A 20,456-nucleotide genomic window follows, 5' to 3' on the forward strand; every position below is an offset into this window, starting at 1 on the left:
CCGCACCATGACGACATCCCCGCTGAACCCTGCTGATTGGGAAGGTTTGCGAGAGGATCTGCACCGCCTACTGGATCGCTGCGTGGACCAAATGCGCGATGCCGAGGATCACCCGTGGCAAGCCCCGCCGGCTGATCTGGCGGATCATTATGCGATTGGGGCGGGTGGCGATGTGATTGCACGCGTGATGGACGACGTGCTGCCCTATCATGGAGGCAACACGCATCCGAAGTTCTGGGGCTGGGTGCAGGGTAGCGGGCTGCCTTCGGATTTCGTGGCGGGGATTGCGGCGGCTGCGATGAACACCAATGGCGGCGGGCGGAACCACGGCATCAATGAAATGGAGCGGGCGGTCATCGACTGGACCCGCCGCAAGATGGGCTTCAGAGAGGGCGCGAGCGGCGTTCTGGTGGCAGGCACATCTCAGGCGACGGTGATCTCACTGCAGGCCGCACGGGTGCGGGCCTGTCCTGACGTGCGGGCCGCTGGGGGAGACGCAGTCCTGACAGTCTATGCCGCCGATGGGGTCCATAACGCGACCCGCAAGGCGGTCGAGCTGCTGGGGCTGGGGCATGACCAATTGCGTTTGGTCGAAACGCGGAACGGCGCGATGGATTTGCAGGCGCTTAAGCAGGCGATTTCAGCTGACCGGGCACGGGGGCTAAACCCGCTCGCGATTGTCGGCACGGCTGGGTCGGTTGATCTGGGCGCCTATGACGACCTGAACGCGCTGGCCGATCTTGCCGCCGCTGAAGGGATCTGGCTGCATGTGGATGGTGCGTTTGGCGCATGGACCCGGTTGGCGGACGCCCCGTGGCGCAAACTGACCGACGGGATCGAGCGCGCTGACAGCATCGCCTTGGATTTCCATAAGTGGATGTATGTTGGATATGATTGCGGCCTTGCCCTGATCGCCGACGAATCCGCCCACCGCGCCGCCTTCGCTGCACGCCCGGCCTATCTGAAAGGCGCCACCGAAGGTCTGGCAGGTGGGGACCCGTGGTTCTGTGACTATGGTATCGACCTGTCCCGCGGCAACCGCGCGCTCAAGGTCTGGTGCGCGCTGGAAATGTTCGGGGAAGAGGCGTTCGCCGCCGCGATTACCCGCAACTGCGCACAAGCTGCTTTCATGGCCGATCACGTGCAATCCCACGGCATGACCCTGTCTGCGCCCGTGGTGTCCAACATCTGCGTCTTTACCGCTGCCCCGGACCTGCCCGCCGATCAGCAATCCGCCTTGAACGCGCAAATCGCAACGCATCTGCAGCTGCACAACGCCACGGTGTTCTCGACCACCGATGTGAACGGCATCACCTGCCTACGCGCGGCCATCACCAATCATCGCACCCGCGACCGCCACATCGCCGAGGCCATCGCCGATGTCACCAAAACCGCTCAGCTGTTGAAAGGATCTTTAGGGTAACCGACCCCCGCCAGATACAGCCCCTCGGGCGGGCAAACCGGGCCACAAGCTGCGCGGTCGCGGGCCTCAAGCGCGTGAGTCACGTCGTCAGGCGTCCATGACCCCGCGCCAACACGTTCCAACGTGCCCACGAAGCTGCGCACCTGATTGTGCAGGAACGACCGCGCACGGACGTGGAACCGGTATTCGACCTCGTTCTCGCGACGATGTTCCTGGACCCGCAGTTCATCCAGCGTCCGCACCGGGCTATCCGCCTGACAGATCGACGATCGGAACGTTGTGAAATCATGCCGCCCAATCAGCCGATCCGCCCCCGCCTGCATGGCGTCCACATCCAACTGATGCTTCACATGCCACGCCAGCCCCCGGTCATGGGTCAGCGGCGCACGCCGAGCGATCAACCGAAACAAGTAGCGCCGCTCGACTGCTGAAAACCGGGCGTGAAAATTGTCATCCACCGTCGCGCAATCGACAATCGCCACGCGCCGCTCTTTCAGGTGATAGTTCAACGCCTCGGACAGGCGAAACGGATCCCATTCCTTCACCAGATCGCAATGTGCCACCTGCGCCAAACCATGCACCCCCGCATCGGTGCGCCCGGCGGCGGCAATTGTATGCTCACCCGGTTCAAGCTTGGCCAAAGCAGCCTCAATCGCGCCCTGAACGGACGGGTGTTCTTTCTGACGCTGCCATCCGGCAAAGCCAGCTCCGTGATAGTCGACTTTCAATGCATATCTGGGCATGCCCCCGCATAACGCGCCGCTCTCGCGCAGACAAGTTCCTGATCCCCTCATTTTCTTGCCCCAAATATCCTGGGGTGAGGCCGCAGGCCGAGGGGCAACGCCCCTTTCCACGGGGATAATCCATCCAAACCTCCCCTCTGGCGAAATGCGCCTGTCGCACATATCTTTAAATCGAGCAGTGAAGGAGACAGCCGTGGGGCTTGGCGATATTGCAGACAGCGTCACCCGCCAGATCGAAGCGATCGGCGACGCCACAAGCGAGGCACTATTTGAACCGGTGATCAGGCTGGGCGTGACGGGCCTGTCGCGGGCGGGCAAGACCGTCTTTATCACGTCCCTCGTGGCCAACCTGATGGACCGCGCGCGGATGCCCGGCGTGGTCGCGGCCTCGGAAGGGCGCATTCAAGGCGCGTTCCTGCAACCGCAACCCGACGACACCGTTCCGCGCTTCGACTATGAAACGCACCTGTCCGCCATGACCGGTCCCGCGCCGCACTGGCCTGACAGCACCCGCGCCATTTCGGAACTGCGCCTGTCTTTCCGCATCCAGCCATCGGGCCTGCTCGGTGGGTTGCGATCCGCGCGGACCGTGCATCTGGACATCGTGGACTATCCGGGCGAGTGGCTTCTGGACTTGGGGCTGATGGATCTCAGCTATTCCGACTGGGCCGCGCAGGTGCTCGACCGCATCGATACCCGCGATCAAGCGCAGGATTTCCTGAAGAAAGCCCGCGCCGTGGACCCGACCGAGAAACTGGACGAGGTGCTGGCCAAGGATCTGGCCGCGTCCTTCGCCGACTATTTGAAGGCCGCGCGCGAGGATGGGTATAGCGATTGCACCCCCGGCCGCTTTCTGCTGCCCGGCGACCTCGAAGGTAGCCCGGCCTTGACCTTTGCGCCCCTGCCCAAGCCCGACACGATCCCTCGCCGCAGCCTGTGGCGCGAGATGGAGCGCCGCTTCGAGGCCTATAAATCCCGCGTGGTGAAACCCTTCTTCCGCGATCACTTCTCGCGCATCGACCGGCAGGTCGTGCTGGTGGACGTGTTGGGCGCGATCCATTCCGGCCCTGCCGCGCTGGAAGATCTGCGCCGCGCCATGGCCGAGATCCTGACCGCCTTTCGCCCCGGTACGAACGGGTTCCTCAGCAACCTCTTTCTGGGACGCCGGATCGAACGCATCCTGTTCGCCGCGACCAAGGCGGACCATCTGCATCACAGCCAGCATCCCCGTCTGACGGCTATCACCGAAGCGCTCTTGCGCGACGCCCGTGACCGTGCCGAATTTGCCGGAGCCAAGACGGCGGCCATGTCGCTGGCCGCCCTGCGCACAACGACCGAAGAGCGGCTGGACCATGATGGCCAAAGCCTCGATTGTGTGCGCGGGCAGCTTCTGGACAGTGGCAAGACGGCGGCGTTCTATCCCGGCGATCTGCCTGAAGATCCGGCGCAGCTTTTGAAACCCGCGCGCAGTGGGGACATGAAGTGGCTGGGTGCGGATTATCAAATTATGCGCTTTGCCCCAGCGGCGATTTCGCTGAAGCCCGGCGAAGGCCCGCCGCATATCCGGTTGGACAAGGCCGCCGAATTTCTGTTGGGGGACAAGCTGTGATCATGTCCTTCCCGCCATCAGCCCTGAATGGAGACGCGCGTGACACGTGACAACAAGCAAGGCCCCGTCTTGATCGAGCTTGACGACAGTCCAGCGACCTCTCCGGCGGAGGCGCCGCCCGTACCTGATGTGGCCGGGCCCGAGACTTCCGGTGCCGCCATGCAGGGGGTGATTGCCATCGCGGGCCGCAGACCCTCGCGGTTGGCGCGCTGGTTCTGGTCGCTGCTTCTGTCGATCCTTGGCTTCGTGCTGTCCGTCGCGGCCTATGATTTCGTCACCGGGCTGATCACCCGCAATACCTATCTGGGATACGCCGCGCTGGGCCTGACCGGGGCCTTCCTGTTCGTGCTTCTGATCATCGCCCTGCGCGAATGGATCGCCTTTGCGCGGATGCGTCGGGTGGATGCGCTGCATCATGCGGCGGATCAGGCCCTCGCCCATGATGATCTGACCGAGGCGCGGGATGTCATGGCCCGCCTTAAACGTCTGTATCACGGACGCGACGACATGCGCTGGGCGTTGGAACGGTTCCGTGAACGCGAGGGTGAGGTGTTCGATACCGACACGCTGTTCACCTTGGCCGAGGCCGAGCTGATGGCCCCCTTGGACCAAGCTGCCTTGAAAGAGGTCGAAGCCGCCGCCCGTCAGGTCGCCACCGTCACCGCCATCGTCCCTCTTGCGCTGGCCGATGTCGCGACCGCCCTGACCGCCAACATCCGTATGATCCGCCGCGTGGCCGAGATCTATGGCGGGCGCTCCGGTGCCTTAGGCAGCTGGCGTTTGACCCGCGCGGTGATGACGCATCTTGTTGCCACCGGCGCGGTGGCCGTGGGGGATGACATGCTGGGATCTCTGGCTGGGGGTGGGATGCTGTCCAAACTGTCACGCCGCTTTGGCGAAGGCGTCGTGAACGGGGCGCTCACCGCCCGCGTCGGCGTCGCCGCGCTGGAAGTTTGCCGCCCGCTGCCCTTCGGTGCGGGCAAGCGCCCCGGCGTTACGGGGATCGTCAAACGCGCGCTGGCGGGATTGTTCGGAAAATAGGCGCTATCCCAAGTTGGGCACGGCGCTTGTGGGGCGCTGGATGTCCTCGACCCCCATGCGCAGCCCGCGTCCGATCCGATGCACCAGCGCGATCCAGGCACGGGCGGTGTCGGCGGGCAGGGCGTCGGTCGCGATCTCTTCAAACAGAGCAATCCACGGGTCGAAATGCTCGGGCCGCACATTGCCTGCCTGCATATGGGCCCGCATCGGATTGCCCTCGTAACCCGGCTCGCGCAGGATCGCGCCGCGCCAGAAGCGGGTGATTAGGGCGATATGTCTGTCCCATTCCGCGTCTGTCGTTCCCACATGCCCGTTGAAGATTGGCCCAAGCTGCGGGTGGACCCGAATGCGGGCATAAAACCGCGCCAGAACCGTGTCGATCTGGTCGGGCGAAATGTCGAAAAGCTGCAGCGGATTGGGTGTATGGGACATGAGAACCTCTTTCCCGAGTGAAATAGTCGGTATCGCCAACGCCGCCAAGCCCCAACGCATGGACAATTCAGCGCAGCCCGCCCAGCCTTCATGGCTTTACGCCACGCCCCCACGGGCCTATAACGCGCCCATGATGCACGCCAAAGCGATCATTATTCGAATTATATGCCCGGCGCTCTGATCCAGACGAGCCGCCGGGACAAGGCGCATGGACATACGCGCCGCCCTTTCTTCGACATTGACGACTTATCCTGAAAAGGACCGGACACATGTGTGCCGACACACCCGAATATAAAGACACGCTGACCCTTCCCGTAACCGATTTCCCGATGCGCGCTGGCCTGCCCAAGCGCGAGCCCGAATGGCTGGCCCGGTGGGAAAAGATCGGCGTCTATGACCGCCTGCGCGAAACCGCTGGCGACCGCGAACCGTTCATCCTGCACGATGGCCCCCCCTATGCGAACGGCCACCTGCATATCGGCCACGCGCTGAACAAGACCATCAAGGACATGATCGTGCGCTCGCACCAGATGATGGGCCATGATGCACGCTATGTTCCCGGATGGGACTGCCACGGTCTGCCCATCGAATGGAAGATCGAAGAGCAGTATCGCAAGAAGGGCAAGAACAAGGACGACGTGGACGTTGTGGATTTCCGTCAGGAATGCCGCAAGTTCGCCGAGGGCTGGATCGACATTCAGCGTGACGAGTTCAAGCGTCTGGGCATCACCGGCAAGTGGGAAAATCCCTATTTGACGATGGATTTCCATGCCGAGCGCGTGATCGCCGAGGAATTCATGAAGTTCCTGATGAACGGCACGCTATATCAGGGCTCGAAACCCGTGATGTGGTCGCCGGTCGAGAAGACCGCGCTGGCCGAGGCCGAGATCGAGTATCACGACCACAAGTCGCACACGATCTGGGTGCCGTTCAGCTTCGCGAATGCCGAAGGCGATCTGGCCGAGGCACGCGTTGTGATCTGGACCACCACCCCGTGGACGATCCCGTCGAACAAAGCCGTCGCGTATAACAACAAGATTGCCTATGGCCTTTATCGCGTAGATGCGACCGAGGAAGAAAGTTGGACCGCAGCGGGTCAGCTCTACATCTTCGCCGACGCACTGGCCGCGGACGCGCTGGGCAAATCCCGCGTGACCGAGTTCACCCGCGTACGCGACGTGGCCGCGGACGAGCTGGCTGGGTTGATCTGTAAGCACCCGTTCAACGGTGCCGATGGCGCGGACGGATTCTGGGATTACGACGTTCCGATGATCGACGGCGATCACGTGACCGATGACGCGGGGACGGGTTTTGTCCACACCGCGCCAAGCCACGGCGCCGACGACTATGAAGCCTTCGTTGCCCGCAACTGGATCGACCGCATGACCCACAATGTGGGCGAGGAATCAGAATTCCTGCCCCACGTGCCGTTCTTCGCTGGCCTTCAGGTCTTTGACCGCAAGGGCAAGGAAGGCAAAGCCAACAACGCCGTGATCGCCAAACTGGTCGAGGCCGGCGGCATCATCGCGCGTGGTCGCGTGACGCACTCGTATCCACACTCGTGGCGCTCGAAAGCGCCGATCGTGTTCCGCAACACACCGCAGTGGTTTGCGTCTGTGGACCGCGAGGTCGGTGACGGGCAAGACGAGATGGGCAAGACCATCCGTGAACGCGCCCTGAACTCGATCGACCAACTGGTGAAGTGGTGGCCGCAGACCGGTCGCAACCGCCTCTATTCGATGATCGAGGCCCGCCCGGATTGGGTTCTGTCGCGTCAACGCGCGTGGGGTGTGCCGCTGACCTGCTTTACCAAGAAAGGTCTGCTGCCGACGGACGAAGGCTTCCTGCTGCGTGACCCCGCCGTGAATGCGCGCATCGCAGAGGCATTCGAAGCTGAAGGCGCAGATGCGTGGTATGCCGACGGAGCAAAAGAGCGCTTCTTGGGCGCGGATCACAACGCCGACGAATGGGAGCAGGTTTTCGACGTGCTCGACGTGTGGTTCGACTCCGGGTCCACCCACTCGTTCGTTCTGCGTGATCGCGAAGACGGCACGCCGGACGGCATCGCCGATGTCTATATGGAAGGCACCGACCAGCACCGCGGGTGGTTCCACTCGTCGCTGTTGCAGGCCTGTGGCACCAAGGGTCGTGCGCCCTACAAGAACGTCGTAACCCACGGTTTCACGCTGGATGAGAAGGGCATGAAAATGTCCAAGTCGCTGGGCAACACCATCGTGCCCGAAGCTGTCGTGAAGCAATACGGCGCCGACATTCTGCGCCTGTGGGTCGCCCAGACGGATTACACGGTCGATCAGCGGATCGGGCCGGAAATCCTGAAAGGCGTGGCCGACAGCTATCGCCGTCTGCGCAACACGATGCGCTTCATGCTGGGCAACTTGCATGAGTTTGACGAGGCCGAGCGTGTGGACGTGGCAGACATGCCCGAGCTGGAGCGCTGGGTGCTGCACCGTCTGGCCGAACTGGATCACGTGGTCCGTGACGGTTATCGCAAGTTTGACTTCCAGGGCGTGTTCTCGGCCGTGTTCAACTTCGCGACCGTTGACCTGTCGAGCTTCTATTTCGACATCCGCAAGGACGCGCTTTACTGCGACGGGGCCGACAGCCTGAACCGCCGCGCGGCGCGCACTGTTCTGGACATCCTGTTCCACCGCCTGACCACATGGCTGGCGCCGGTTCTGGTCTTCACCATGGAAGACGTCTGGCTGGAGCGCTTCCCGGGTGACGACAGCTCGGTCCATTTGGTCGACTTCCCCGACACCCCTGCCGATTGGCTAGACGAGCCGCTGGCGGCGAAATGGGCGGGCATCCGTCAGGTGCGCCGTGTGGTCACCGCAGCGTTGGAGATCCAGCGTCGCGATAAGGTGATCGGGGCGTCTTTGGAAGCTGCGCCTGTCGTGCATGTGCGGGATGAAGACGTGTTGGGATCGCTGAAATCAGTGAACTTCGCGGATGTGTCGATCACATCGCAGGTTGTTCTGACGGGCGACCCGCTGCCAGCCGAGGCCTTCCGCGTGCCGGAAGTCGAAGGCGTGGGTGTGGTGTTCGAGAAGGCCTCGGGCGAGAAATGTCAGCGCTGCTGGAAGATCCTGCCGGATGTAGGCAGCCACGATCACGCGGGTGTTTGCGGACGCTGTGACGACGCGCTGAGCTGAAGGGGGCTCACGGTGTGAGCCTGAGGGGCGCTGCCCCTCGGCCTGCGGCCTCACCCCGAGGTATTTTAAGCAAGAGGAAGAGGGGCGCTGCGGTGCCCCTTTTGTCATGAACCGGATTGCAGGGCGCGTTGGGCGCGGGCAGAGTGCGGTTATGAATATTGCGGTGGTGGATAGCCCGGTTGGGCGTTTGGGCATTGTGGACGAGGATGGCAAGATCACGCGCCTTCGCTGGAATGTTGACCCGGTTGGCGCGCTGACTCCGGTGCTGGCCGAGGCTCAAGCCCAACTGCGCGCCTATTTTAACGGCACACTGACCAAGTTCGATCTCCCCACCCATGTCGAGGGCAGCGATTTTCAGCGCGCGGTATGTGATGCCATGTCTGCCATTCCCTTCGGTGAAACGCTGACATACGGCGACATTGCCAAGCTGACCGGAAACTCGGCACAGGCCGTGGGCAACGCTTGTGGTGCCAACCCGATACCAATCATTATCCCCTGTCATCGGGTGATGGGGGCAGGCGGTAAACTGGTCGGATTCTCTGGTGCGGGTGGGGTCGAGACGAAAGTTCAGCTGTTGCGCCTTGAAGGTGCTGCAGGTTTGCTTATCTGAGAAGTTCGGCCTGCTGGTCATTGCTGGAAAAACAGGGCAAACAGGCAGCGACACTGGGGGACAACATGGCAACCATCCTGAACGTCAGCGGCGTGACCAAGACCTATGAAGGCGGGCACCAAGCGCTGAAAGGCGTCGATCTTGAGATCGACGAGGGCGAGATCCTTGCCCTTCTGGGTCCAAACGGGGCTGGGAAAACAACACTAATATCAATTATTTGTGGGATTTCGACGCTCACCTCAGGCGCGATCACTGTCGCGGGTTTCGATCACATGAAAGACTTCCGCGAAGCGCGCAACCTGATCGGGCTGGTGCCACAGGAAATCAATCTGGAACCGTTTGAGACGGTGATGAACTCGGTTCGTTTTTCGCGCGGGTTGTTTGGCAAGCCGCGCGATGATGCGCGGATCGAAGAAATCCTGAAGCTGCTTAGTCTGCATGATAAGAAAGACAACAGGATCATGACGCTGTCGGGTGGCATGAAGCGGCGCGTGCTGATCGCCAAGGCGCTGTGCCACGATCCGAAAATCCTGTTTCTGGATGAACCCACAGCGGGCGTCGATGTCGAGCTGCGCAAAGACATGTGGGAGATCGTCGCGCGGTTGAAAGAGACCGGTGTGACCGTGATCCTGACCACTCACTACATTGAAGAAGCCGAGGCGATGGCCGATCGGATCGGGGTGATCTCGAAAGGGGAAATCCTGCTGGTCGAGGAAAAGGACGCGCTGATCAAGCGGCTTGGGCAGAAAGAACTGCTGATCGAGCTGGACGCGCCAATTGATGCGGTGCCAGAGGCGCTTTCGCACTACCCGCTGACCCTCTCGGACGAGGGCGGCTTGATCTATTCCTATGACGCGCAGGCAGGCCATACCGGGATTACCGGGCTCTTGTCGGATCTGCGCGAGGCGGGGCTTCATCTGGCGGATCTGTCAACGCGCCAAAGCTCGCTTGAAGATATCTTCGTCGATCTGGTGAAGGAGGACGCGGCATGAACTGGAACGCCATCGCGGCCATCTATCGTTTTGAAATGGCACGCACCTTCCGCACGTTGGTGCAGTCTGTCATCTCGCCCGTTTTGTCCACATCGCTTTACTTTATCGTCTTCGGCGCGGCGATCGGCTCGCGCATCGATCAGGTCGAGGGCGTTAGCTATGGCGCGTTTATCGTGCCCGGCCTGATCATGTTGACGGTCTTGACGCAGAGCACCTCGAACGCGTCATTCGGGATCTATTTCCCGAAATTCATCGGCACGGTGTATGAACTCCTCTCGGCCCCCATCTCGTTCTTCGAGATCGTGATCGGTTATGTCGGGGCGGCGGCAACGAAGGCGTTCATGATTGGGATAATCATCCTGATCACAGCGCATTTCTTCGTCGATCTGACCATTGCGCACCCGGTCTGGATGCTGCTGTTCCTTGTCCTAACCTGCATCAGCTTCGCCCTTCTGGGGTTCATCATCGGGATCTGGGCAGGTAATTTCGAGCAGCTGCAACTGGTGCCCATGCTGGTGATTACGCCGCTCGTGTTCCTTGGTGGCTCGTTCTACTCGATCTCGATGCTGCCGCCGGTGTGGCAGACGATCACGCTGTTCAACCCGGTGGTTTATCTGATCTCGGGCTTCCGCTGGGCGTTTTTCGGGCAGGCGGATGTGGCGTTGGGCTGGTCGGTCGCGGCAATTGTTGTCTTCATGGCGGCGTGTTTGTTCACCATCGGGTGGATCTTCCGCACCGGGTACAAGCTGCGCTCTTGACGTGCGGGTATGCCACATATGGGAAAAAGCGTGATGGGCTCACCCTTGTTAGACGCGGGTGGGCCATCTAAATGTCAGCCATGATCGAACGTCTTCCTTTTGTGAAAAAGTCCCCTACAGTTGCGGTTGTCCGCCTGTCGGGCGTGATTGCCACGGGCACCCGTGGTCAGTTGAATGATGCAGCGATGGCCCCGGCGATCGAGCGTGCCTTTCGCAAAGGGAAGCCTGCGGCTGTGGCCCTTGTGATAAACTCGCCCGGTGGCAGCCCGGTGCAATCCAGCCTGATTACCGCGCGCATTCGCAGGTTGGCGGCTGAGAAAGAGATCCCCGTTTATGCGTTTGTCGAAGACGTGGCGGCGTCGGGCGGCTATTGGCTGGCGACGGCTGCGGATGAAATCTATGCGGACGAAAGCTCGATCCTTGGGTCGATCGGTGTGATCTCGGCCGGGTTCGGCTTGACTGGGTTGATGGAGAAGATCGGGGTCGAGCGTCGCGTGCATACGGCAGGCAAGTCGAAATCCATGATGGACCCGTTCCAGCCCGAAAAACCCTCTGATGTGAAGCGGCTGAAGGCGTTGCAGGAAGACATCCACACCGCGTTCAAAACGCAGGTGGAAACCCGGCGTGCAGGCAAACTGGCCGAGGGCGAAGACCTGTTCACCGGAGATATCTGGCTGGGCCGCGCCGCCATCGAAAAAGGCTTGGCCGACGGGATTGGCCATCTGGTGCCGACCATGAAAGAGAAATACGGCGACAAGGTACGCTTTCGCGTCTATGGCCCACGGCGCGGGCTACTTGGACGGTTCGGGATGCGCCTTGTCTCGGACACTCTGCTTACCATCGAGGAGCGCGCGGAATACGCCCGTTTTGGCCTGTAAATGGTTATCAAGATCGTTGTCCTCTTTCTGGTTGGGATGGCTGTGCTGGCCATGTTCGGCAAGTTGCGCTATCCCGGCCAGCAGCGTATCGAAACGATGAAATGCCCCCGTTGCGGGCGCTTTAAGCTGGGGAAATCCCCGTGTGACTGCAAGGGAAAGGGCTGAGCCTTGGATCTGATTTTTGCCTCGCTTGGCCTGGTGATCCTTTTGCTTGCAGGCGACAGCCTTGTGCGTGGGGCTGTGAACATGTCGCTGCGCCTAGGTGTGCCCGCGATGATCGTGTCCCTGACCATTGTGGCTTTTGGCACCTCCGCGCCTGAGTTGCTGATCTCGGTCCAGTCGATCGCGGAAGGCGTGCCTGGTCTGGCGATGGGCAACGTGGTGGGCTCGAACACGGCCAATATCCTGTTGGTGCTGGGCGTTCCTGCTTTTATTGCGGGGCTTTCCACCAAAACCTGTGACAGCCGCAAAAGCTATCTGCAAATGATCGGGGCCACGCTTCTGTTCATGGTTCTTGCCTTTGGGGGCGAAATTGCATGGCCGCAGGGCTTGGCATTGTTGGCGGCCTTGGCGCTGATCCTTGGATCCGCGTTCAAAGAGGCGATGCGCCATCGGTGTGCGGTCAAGGCCGGGCTGGAAGAAGAATGCGAAGATGACGAGGATGTCGAGGGTGCCGACCCCGATATGCCGTGGTGGAAGGTCATCATGTTCCTGCTGCTGGGGCTGATTGGCCTGCCGCTGGGCGCGGACCTTCTTGTGGATTCCTCGACCAACATTGCCCGCCACTATGGCATCTCTGAAACCGTGATTGGCTTGACGCTTGTCGCGCTGGGCACCTCGCTGCCCGAGCTTGCGACCACCGTAATGGCCGCGCTGCGCAGGCAGGCCGATGTGGCCTTGGGTAACGTGATCGGCTCGAACATGTTTAACCTTTTGGCCATTATCGGCATCGCATCTCTGGTTGGCCCGATCCCGGTCGATCCGGGTATCCTGCAGTTTGATCTGTGGGTCATGTTGGGCGCATCGCTGATGCTGGCCCCGTTCGTCTTCTGGAAGTGGCATATGGGCCGCGTTTGGGGCATCTTGTTGTCGGCGCTTTATATTGCCTATGTGCTGATGGTGTTGGGGGGCGCATGATGCAGGTGAAGCGTGCATTGGTGACCGGGGCAGGGGCGCGACTGGGGCGCGCGATGGCGGTCGAGCTTGCGCGTCATGGATTTGACGTTGCCGTACACTATAGCAGCTCGGCTGACGGGGCTGCGAAGACAGTGGCCGAAGTTGAGGCTTTGGGTCGGTGCGCCGTTGCCCTGCAGGCAGATTTCCTGAGTCTGGACGAGGTGCAAGCGCTGGTGCCGCGCGCGGCCGAGGCCTTGGGTGGCCCGCTATCTGTACTGGTGAACAACGCCTCGATTTTTGAATATGACCGCATCGGCACGGTGTCGGCGAACAGTTGGGATCGCCATATGGCGTCGAACCTACGCGCACCGCTATTCCTGACGCAGGAATTCGCTGTGCAAGCGCCTCAGCCCTCCTTGGATGATAAGGGCGAGCAACTGGCGCAAGCCCTTGTCATCAACATGTTGGACCAACGCGTGCAAAAGCTGACGCCTGAGTTCATGACCTACAGCTTAGCCAAGCACGGGCTGTGGACGCTTACACGGACAGCGGCGCAGGCTCTGGCCCCGCAGGTTCGGGTCAACGGGATTGCACCGGGTTCGACGATGATCGGCGCACGCCAATCGCAAGAGCACTTTGACGCGCAGCGGTCGGGATCGATCCTGCAGCGCGGCCCGAACCCGGAAGACATCACGGCGGCGCTGTCCTATTTGCTGACGGCACCTGCTGTGACGGGTCAGATGATTGCCGTGGATGGTGGCCAGCACCTTGGGTGGCAGACCCCTGATGTTGTTGGAAAACCCAGCTAATACTGACCTTTTGGCGAGGGACCCCGACATGCCCTAGCGGAAGTTGTGCACCTGTGAAGCAATTCCCCACCCCGGAACCTTGTTTTTCGCAATGATTTCACGTGTTTACAGAAACTACATATTTCTTTCTTTAAAAAACAAGGCGTTACGGGAGTGCTTAAAAATTAGGCACTCCAACGAAAGCGGCGAAAAACAACGGAAAATCCAGTGAGCAGACAACATGTCCTCAGACTTATCCACAGAAACTGTGGGCATGTTTTCTCTTGAACCTAAGACGATAAGATTGCAGCGGGAAAAAGAATCAAGAAAGATGCCCCATGACGCGCGATAAGCAGGACACATCTGAGGTTGAGGTGCCGGTTCAAACCGGCCACGAGGTGATCCAGTCCTACCTGAAAACGCTAGATAATTCGCCCGGCGTGTATCGCATGCTCGATGCTAAGGGGCGGGTTCTGTATGTCGGAAAGGCGCGCAGTCTGAAAAAACGCGTGTCGAATTATGCCAAGCCGACGGGGCATAGCGCGCGGATTGCGCGGATGATTAGCCAGACGGCCTCGATGATGTTTCTGACTACGCGAACGGAAACCGAGGCGCTGCTGCTGGAGCAGAACCTGATCAAGCAGCTGAAGCCGCATTTCAACGTGCTGTTGCGGGATGATAAAAGCTTTCCGAACATTCTGCTGACGGGTCACGAATTCCCGCAGATCAAGAAGCATCGCGGGGCGCGCAAAGAAAAGGGCCAGTATTTCGGTCCTTTCGCCAGCGCGGATGCGGTGAACCGGACTTTGAACCAGCTGCAGAAGGTGTTCCTGCTGCGCAACTGTACGGATGCCACATTCGACGCGCGCTCGCGCCCGTGTTTGCAATATCAGATCAAACGCTGTGCTGGGCCGTGTGTGGGCAAGGTCGATGCCGAAGGCTATGCGACGTTGGTGCGGGACGCCGTGGATTTCCTGTCGGGGCGCACGACCAAGATGCAGGAAAGCTTGGCTGCCGATATGGAGGCGGCATCCGAAGCGATGGAGTTCGAAAAGGCCGCCGTGCTGCGCGACCGGATCCGCGCGCTGACGCAGGTGCAGCAGTCGCAGGGGATCAACCCGCGTGGTGTGGCCGAGGCTGACGTGATTGCGCTTCATATGGAGGGCGGACAGGCTTGTGTGCAGGTCTTCTTCATCCGGGCCAACCAGAACTGGGGCAACCGCGACTTTTATCCGCGCACCGGCGCGGGCGCAGGGCCGGGCGAGGTGCTGCAGGCCTTTGTCGGACAGTTCTATGACCAGAAGGACCCTCCGCGTTTGATCCTTTTGTCGGACCCGTTGGATGAATTGGATCTGATGGCCGAGGCGCTGACCGAGAAACTGGGGCGGAAGGTCGAACTGTCGGTCCCGCAACGTGGCGAGAAGTCCGAGCTGGTCGCCAATGCCCAACGCAATGCACGCGAAAGTCTGGGCCGCAAAATGGCCGAGACCGCAACGCAGGCCAAGCTGTTGGACGGTATGGCCGAGGCGTTTGGTCTGGACGGCCCGCCCCACCGGGTTGAGGTCTATGATAACTCGCATATCCAAGGCGCACATGCGGTCGGCGCGATGATCGTGGCGGGGCCGGAAGGCTATATGAAAAGCCAGTACCGCAAGTTCAACATCAAGGGCGATGATCTGACTCCGGGCGATGACTTTGGCATGATGAAAGAGGTTCTGACCCGCCGCTTCAAACGTCTGTTGAAGGAAGATCCCGACCGCGAGGGCGAAGGGTGGCCGGGGCTTTTGCTGATCGACGGCGGGGCCGGACAGGTCAGCGCGGTGCACGAGATCATGGAGGAATTGGGCGTGACCGACATCCCGATGATCGGTGTCGCCAAAGGCGTGGACCGCGATCACGGCAAGGAAGAGTTCCACCGCCGTGGCGAACGTCCCTTTGCGCTAAAACGCAATGATCCGGTGCTCTATTTCATTCAGCGCCTACGGGATGAAGCGCATCGCTTTGCCATCGGCACTCACCGCGCGAAACGTGCCAAAGCGCAGGGTGCGACCCCTCTGGACGAGGTTCCAGGCGTCGGCGCCACCCGCAAGCGCGCGCTTCTGCAGCATTTCGGATCGGCCAAGGCGGTCAGCCGTGCCGGGCTTGAGGATCTGAAGGCAGTGGATGGTATTTCAGAAACTCTTGCAGAAACCATCTATGGCTTCTTCCATGACAGGACCTGACACGGTATTGAAAAGCTTATGAAATGGACCTTGCCTAATATCCTGACACTGTCGCGGTTGACTGCAGCCCCGGCCGTGGCGATCATGTTCCTGTATTTTGCCCGCCCGCTGGCGGATTGGCTGGCGCTGATCCTGTTCCTGACGGCCGCGGCGACGGATTGGCTGGATGGCTATCTGGCGCGCAAGTGGAAGCAGGAAAGCAAGTTGGGCGCGATGCTTGATCCCATTGCCGACAAGGCGATGGTTGTGATCGCGCTGATGGTGATCGTGGGCTATTCGGATGTCTATTGGACCCCGTGGCTGGTACTGCCCGCCACGGTGATCCTGTTCCGCGAAGTCTTTGTTTCGGGCCTGCGCGAGTTTTTGGGCGACACGGCGGGCACGCTGAAAGTGACCAAGCTGGCCAAGTGGAAAACCACCGCCCAGATGGTCGCAATCGCGATCCTGTTCTCCCGTGGTATCTTTGAGCATCATCTTGTGATGGGGTCGTTCGGCATGGACCAAACCATGTTTGATCAGATCATGCTTGGCGATGTCGAGGACGTGAACGGTCTGCGCGGCTATTATCACGGGATGATCTGGTCTGGACGTGTTGGGCTGTTCCTATTGTGGCTGGCCGGCCTTCTGACCGTGATCACCGGATGGGACTATTTCCGCAAGGCCTTGCCCCATTTGAAAGAGGATGACGCATGATCGACGTGATGTATTTCGCTTGGGTCCGCGAACGGATCGGCGAGCCGCGCGAGCGGATCGAGACTTCGGCCGCGACTGTGGCTGAACTGGTCGATGAACTGCGTGCTCGCGAACCGCGCTATGCGGCGGCGTTTGAAGACCTGTCGGCGCTGCGTGTGGCATTGGATCAAGAGTTATCAGAATTCGATGCCTCGCTGGACGGCGTGCGCGAGGTGGCGTTCTTCCCCCCGATGACGGGCGGCTAAAATGACGGTTCGTGTTCAAACCGAAAGTTTCGATCAAGGGGCCGAGCTTTCTGGCTTTGCCCAAGGGCGCAGCGATCTGGGCGCGGTTGTCAGTTTTACGGGCATTGTCCGGGACGAAGCTGGCACGCTGGATCGGATGGAGATCGAGCACTATCCCGGCATGACGGAAAAGGCGATTGCATCCATCGTGGACGAGGCGACGCGCCGCTGGTCCTTGGCGGATTGTCTGGTGATCCACCGACATGGCCCATTGCGGCCCGGCGACCAGATCATGATGGTGGCCACGGCCTCGGCCCACCGTGTGGCGGCGTTTGAAGCAGCGGAGTTTCTGATGGACTATCTGAAGTCCCGCGCGCCGTTCTGGAAGAAAGAGTTCACCAAGGATGGAGACACCGATTGGGTGGATGCCAAGGTGAATGACGAGGACGCTCTGAAACGCTGGGAAGAGTGAAACCTGGCTCGCGCCTGGCAGGGTATTGCTTTGGCGCTTAGGCTTTTTCTGGGATGATCTGCTGTGCGATACCGGCACCCAGCAGGTAGATCGAGGTCACAACAAGGCCCCAATGCGCCCAGCTTTCCGGGTGGAAATCGACCCACGCGGCCCATGCCGCAAATCCGGTCCACGCCAAGGCCATTGGCAGGCTGACCGGGCGCCAGCGTTCGGTGCGTACGGGGTGAATGAACTTCAGGGGTAGGAACATGGCGAATGCAATGGCGGTCACCAGCGCGGTCATGACCCAGAAATTTGGCTCGGTCGCGAACAGCACCAAGATGACCATGTTCCAGCAGCCGGGGAAGCCCGAGAAGCTGTTGTCCTTGGTCTTCATCCGCGTATCTGCAAAGTACACAACGCTGGCAAAGGTGATCACGATGATTGCAAACCAGCCGGTCCAGCCGGGCATCAGACCCGATTTGAACAGCGCATAGGCTGGGATGAACACATAAGTCAGATAGTCGATGATCAGGTCCATCAACACGCCATCATATTGCGGCGCATTGACCTTGACCTGATAGCGGCGCGCCAGAGGTCCGTCGATCCCGTCCACGATGAAGGCAACCACCAACCACAGGAACATCAGCCCCCATTTCTCGTCTACGGCAGCAAGCATCGCCAGCATGGCAAAAACGGCTCCGGTTGCAGTCAACAGATGGACGAGCAGGGCTTTGGTCTGAATATTCATCCGCGCTTTGTGCCGGAAAACCGCTCAGGTGGAAAGGCGAAAAGCTGTGGCATGTCTGAGCGGAGGCCCGCGCGGGCGTCAGGCGCGGGGATGCGCGGCGTTATAGACGTCGACCAGCCTTGACGTATCAAGGGCGGTATAGCCTTGCGTCGTCGACAGGCTGGCATGGCCCAGAAGCTCTTGTATGGCGCGCAGATCCCCGCCCGAGGCCAGAAGATGCGTAGCAAAGCTGTGGCGCAGCGCGTGGGGCGTGGCCGTGGCCGGCAGGCCCAGTTGCAGGCGCACCTGCTGCATCATCTTTTGCACCTGACGTGCCCCCAGCGCCCCACCGCGCACGCCGCGAAACAGCGGAAGGTCCGGGGCTTCGGGGTGGGGGCAAAGGGCGCGATAGGCCTCGACCGCGTCGCGTGCGGCAGGCAGGACGGGAACCAGCCGTTCCTTGTTGCCTTTGCCGCGAATGCGCAGAGCTTCGCCAAGCGGGGCATCGGCGCAAGTCAGGCCAAGCGCTTCCGAGATGCGCAGACCGCAGCCGTACAGAAGTGTCACAACCGCCAGATCCCGCGCACCGACCCAGTCATGGCGCGATTGCAGCGGGGCGGTGTCACGCACAGCCTGCGCTGCATCGGGCGACAGCGGGCGGGGGAGTTTCTTGGCGAATTTCGGGCTGCGCGTTGACAGAACAGCGGTGGCGTCAAATCCGTCCTGTTCGCTGAGCCAGCTGTAAAAGCTTTTGACCGCTGACAGTGCCCGCGCCAAGCTGCGCGTGCCAATGCCGCGCGCGCGCTCGGACGCCATCCATGCCCGCATGTCGCTGATTGTCACACGGGCCAGCGCGCCGCGTCCGGCCTCGCCGCCCAGATGGGTGGCCATGAAAGCCAGATAACCGCCAATATCGGCCTGATAGGCTTTGATTGTATTTTCAGAGGCAGCATCCAGCGCGCGCTTATGGTCCAGAAACAGCACCAGTGCGTCCCGCGTTCCGGGTGGAATTTGGAGAGATCCCCCGCGGCTCATGACAGCCAGCGGCGCATCACGCGTTCAAAGACGCCCCCGAAGAATTCCAGCAGGTCCGTGCCCTGTCCGGGGCGGAATTGGGACAAGTCTTCGGCACCCAGAACCAGCATGCCGGGAAGCCGCCCTTCGCCCAGATCCAAGACGATGCAAGCCTCGGAGCGTATCCAGAACCCGCAGTCGCCATAGATGTCGGGATCTTTTTCATGCATCTGCCGTAGGAAAACGGTGCGCCGATCCGGTCCGGCGGCCTGCCCGAGATACTCGTCGATAAACCCGGCGGGCGTCGTCGAAATCACGGACCCCAAACGATCAAGCGCTGCCTCTTTGGTGTCCTGCTCGGTCTCCAGAACAAGGCGGATGCAGTCGATTTTCAGCGTCTCGGTGACCTCGCTATCCAAATCCTTCATGAAGGCGGCAAAATCGGTGGGGTCCAGCATGCGCAGCACGGCGCGGTGGATCAGCGCCACGCCCGAGACGTTTTCATAGGCCGCTGCCACAACAGAACGGTGCGTGTTTTCCAGCCGCCCCAATCGATCGCTTAGCCGGTCCATCGCAGCGCCGCGCAGGTCGACGATATTCGTCCCCATCTGACGTTCATGCGCGTTGACCAAGGCATTCATAATATCTTGGTCGTTCAATATAGTCTCTGGCTGCGCGATCAGGTGCGCGCGTAGATCGTCATCCAGTGCCGGGGAACTGCTCATGGCTGCCTCGATGTTTTTTGTCGTTTTCGAGATGCTACACCAAGCAGGCGGCTGATGTCCAAAAAACGGACATGTGCCTGAAATAGAAAAGGGGGCCGTGGCCCCCTCGTCACATGCTTTTATACAAGACCTGCTTACAGGATCTTGATGTCAGCAGCTTTGATGTCCGCCAGGAACGCATCCAGACCGTTGTCGGTCAGAACGTGTTTCGCCATCGCCTGAATGACCGAGGGCGGAGCCGTGGCAACGTCCGCGCCAACCAAAGCAGCGTCTTTCATGTGGTTCACGTTGCGGATCGAGGCAGCCAGGATCTGCGTGTCGAACATGTAGTTGTCATAGATGGTGCGGATGTCTTCGATCAGCTCCATTCCATCCAGGTTGATGTCGTCCAGACGACCGATGAAGGGCGAGATGAAGGTCGCGCCAGCTTTCGCTGCCAGCAGCGCTTGGTTGGCCGAGAAGCACAGCGTCACGTTGACCATGGTGCCTTCGTCCGACAGGGTCTTACAGGCTTTCAGCCCGTCCCAAGTCAGCGGCACTTTTACCGCGATGTTGTCGGCGATCTTGGCCAGCTTGCGGCCTTCGGCGATCATGGTGTCGGCGTCGACGGCGGTGACCTCGGCCGAGACGGGGCCGTCCACGATGTCACAGATCTCTTTCGTGACGTCGATGATGTCGCGGCCCGACTTTTTGATGATCGAGGGGTTGGTGGTCACACCGTCCACCATGCCAAGGTCGTTCAGTTCCTTGATGGCGTCGATGTCGGCGGTATCTGCAAAGAATTTCATGTGCGCGTATCCTGCGGAAGTTTGCGTTTGCGCTCTCTTACCCCAT

Annotated in this window: 20 protein-coding genes; 14 read left to right on the forward strand and 6 right to left on the reverse strand. The window is 60.7% G+C overall.

The features are described 5' to 3' along the window. Nucleotides 1-7: 7 nt before the first annotated feature. Nucleotides 8-1,423: a pyridoxal-dependent decarboxylase gene (locus MWU53_RS12980; RefSeq protein ID WP_247094015.1), complete on the forward strand. Its 1,416-nt coding sequence runs from the start codon at nucleotides 8-10 to the stop codon at nucleotides 1,421-1,423. Here MWU53_RS12980 and truA read toward each other — a convergent pair. Next, nucleotides 1,396-2,166 carry a tRNA pseudouridine(38-40) synthase TruA gene (gene truA, locus MWU53_RS12985; protein WP_247094017.1) on the reverse strand — a complete coding sequence of 257 codons (771 nt, stop codon included), beginning with the start codon at nucleotides 2,164-2,166 and terminating at the stop codon, nucleotides 1,396-1,398. The two genes, MWU53_RS12980 and truA, sit on opposite strands and share 28 nt — an antisense overlap. A 193-nt stretch (nucleotides 2,167-2,359) precedes the next feature. On the opposite strand from truA, the gene MWU53_RS12990 reads away from it, so the two are divergent. Next, a complete protein-coding gene (locus MWU53_RS12990; protein WP_247094019.1) occupies nucleotides 2,360-3,775 on the forward strand; it encodes a YcjX family protein in 1,416 nt (471 codons plus the stop codon). A gap of 27 nt (nucleotides 3,776-3,802) precedes the next feature. Continuing rightward, on the forward strand, nucleotides 3,803-4,816 hold the full coding sequence (locus MWU53_RS12995) for a TIGR01620 family protein (RefSeq protein WP_247094021.1): 1,014 nt from the start codon (nucleotides 3,803-3,805) through the stop codon (nucleotides 4,814-4,816). 3 nt (nucleotides 4,817-4,819) lie between these two features. Here MWU53_RS12995 and MWU53_RS13000 read toward each other — a convergent pair whose 3' ends face one another. Then, nucleotides 4,820-5,248, reverse strand: a complete 429-nt coding sequence (locus tag MWU53_RS13000) for a group III truncated hemoglobin (RefSeq protein WP_247094023.1) — start codon at nucleotides 5,246-5,248, stop codon at nucleotides 4,820-4,822. Between the two features lie 269 nt (nucleotides 5,249-5,517). On the opposite strand from MWU53_RS13000, the gene ileS reads away from it, so the two are divergent. The 11 genes from ileS (at nucleotide 5,518) to MWU53_RS13055 (ending at nucleotide 17,174) form a co-directional block, all read left to right on the forward strand. Next, nucleotides 5,518-8,421 (forward strand): isoleucine--tRNA ligase, encoded by a 2,904-nt coding sequence (gene ileS, locus MWU53_RS13005; protein ID WP_247094025.1) that lies wholly within the window; start codon nucleotides 5,518-5,520, stop codon nucleotides 8,419-8,421. Nucleotides 8,422-8,572: 151 nt separating this feature from the next. Continuing rightward, on the forward strand, nucleotides 8,573-9,031 hold the full coding sequence (locus MWU53_RS13010) for a methylated-DNA--[protein]-cysteine S-methyltransferase (protein ID WP_247094190.1): 459 nt from the start codon (nucleotides 8,573-8,575) through the stop codon (nucleotides 9,029-9,031). A gap of 65 nt (nucleotides 9,032-9,096) precedes the next feature. Then, nucleotides 9,097-10,023: an ABC transporter ATP-binding protein gene (locus MWU53_RS13015; protein WP_247094027.1), complete on the forward strand. Its 927-nt coding sequence runs from the start codon at nucleotides 9,097-9,099 to the stop codon at nucleotides 10,021-10,023. Then, nucleotides 10,020-10,781, forward strand: coding sequence for an ABC transporter permease (locus tag MWU53_RS13020; protein ID WP_247094029.1), 762 nt, complete (start codon nucleotides 10,020-10,022; stop codon nucleotides 10,779-10,781). The genes MWU53_RS13015 and MWU53_RS13020 overlap by 4 nt, the downstream gene beginning before the upstream one ends. Before the next feature lie 80 nt (nucleotides 10,782-10,861). Continuing rightward, nucleotides 10,862-11,659: a S49 family peptidase gene (locus MWU53_RS13025; protein ID WP_247094191.1), complete on the forward strand. Its 798-nt coding sequence runs from the start codon at nucleotides 10,862-10,864 to the stop codon at nucleotides 11,657-11,659. Nucleotides 11,660-11,827: 168 nt separating this feature from the next. Next, on the forward strand, nucleotides 11,828-12,796 hold the full coding sequence (locus MWU53_RS13030; protein WP_247094032.1) for a calcium/sodium antiporter: 969 nt from the start codon (nucleotides 11,828-11,830) through the stop codon (nucleotides 12,794-12,796). Beyond that, nucleotides 12,793-13,584 (forward strand): SDR family oxidoreductase, encoded by a 792-nt coding sequence (locus MWU53_RS13035; protein ID WP_247094034.1) that lies wholly within the window; start codon nucleotides 12,793-12,795, stop codon nucleotides 13,582-13,584. The genes MWU53_RS13030 and MWU53_RS13035 overlap by 4 nt, the downstream gene beginning before the upstream one ends. Nucleotides 13,585-13,901: 317 nt before the next feature. Continuing rightward, nucleotides 13,902-15,785, forward strand: a complete 1,884-nt coding sequence (gene uvrC, locus MWU53_RS13040) for an excinuclease ABC subunit UvrC (RefSeq protein ID WP_247094036.1) — start codon at nucleotides 13,902-13,904, stop codon at nucleotides 15,783-15,785. An 18-nt stretch (nucleotides 15,786-15,803) separates the two neighbouring features. Beyond that, nucleotides 15,804-16,478 carry a CDP-diacylglycerol--glycerol-3-phosphate 3-phosphatidyltransferase gene (gene pgsA / locus MWU53_RS13045; RefSeq protein ID WP_247094038.1) on the forward strand — a complete coding sequence of 225 codons (675 nt, stop codon included), beginning with the start codon at nucleotides 15,804-15,806 and terminating at the stop codon, nucleotides 16,476-16,478. Continuing rightward, complete coding sequence (gene moaD / locus MWU53_RS13050; RefSeq protein WP_247094040.1) at nucleotides 16,475-16,723, forward strand: molybdopterin converting factor subunit 1; 249 nt, start codon at nucleotides 16,475-16,477, stop codon at nucleotides 16,721-16,723. Before pgsA ends, moaD begins: the two co-directional genes overlap by 4 nt. Nucleotide 16,724: 1 nt before the next feature. Beyond that, the gene (locus MWU53_RS13055) at nucleotides 16,725-17,174 is read left to right on the forward strand and encodes a molybdenum cofactor biosynthesis protein MoaE (protein WP_247094041.1); all 450 of its coding nucleotides are present in this window, start codon (nucleotides 16,725-16,727) and stop codon (nucleotides 17,172-17,174) included. Between the two features lie 37 nt (nucleotides 17,175-17,211). On the opposite strand, the gene MWU53_RS13060 is transcribed toward MWU53_RS13055, so the two are convergent. The 4 genes from MWU53_RS13060 to fsa form a co-directional block, all read right to left on the reverse strand. After that, the gene (locus MWU53_RS13060) at nucleotides 17,212-17,904 is read right to left on the reverse strand and encodes a CDP-alcohol phosphatidyltransferase family protein (RefSeq protein ID WP_247094043.1); all 693 of its coding nucleotides are present in this window, start codon (nucleotides 17,902-17,904) and stop codon (nucleotides 17,212-17,214) included. 78 nt (nucleotides 17,905-17,982) lie between these two features. Further along, nucleotides 17,983-18,918 (reverse strand): tyrosine recombinase XerC, encoded by a 936-nt coding sequence (locus MWU53_RS13065; protein WP_247094045.1) that lies wholly within the window; start codon nucleotides 18,916-18,918, stop codon nucleotides 17,983-17,985. Further along, nucleotides 18,915-19,622: a DUF484 family protein gene (locus MWU53_RS13070; protein WP_247094047.1), complete on the reverse strand. Its 708-nt coding sequence runs from the start codon at nucleotides 19,620-19,622 to the stop codon at nucleotides 18,915-18,917. The genes MWU53_RS13065 and MWU53_RS13070 overlap by 4 nt, the downstream gene beginning before the upstream one ends. A gap of 134 nt (nucleotides 19,623-19,756) precedes the next feature. Further along, complete coding sequence (gene fsa, locus MWU53_RS13075) at nucleotides 19,757-20,410, reverse strand: fructose-6-phosphate aldolase (protein WP_247094049.1); 654 nt, start codon at nucleotides 20,408-20,410, stop codon at nucleotides 19,757-19,759. Nucleotides 20,411-20,456 lie beyond the last annotated feature (46 nt).

The sequence above is a fragment of the Aliiroseovarius sp. S1123 genome, assembly GCF_023015885.1.
In the GTDB taxonomy this organism is placed as follows: domain Bacteria; phylum Pseudomonadota; class Alphaproteobacteria; order Rhodobacterales; family Rhodobacteraceae; genus Aliiroseovarius.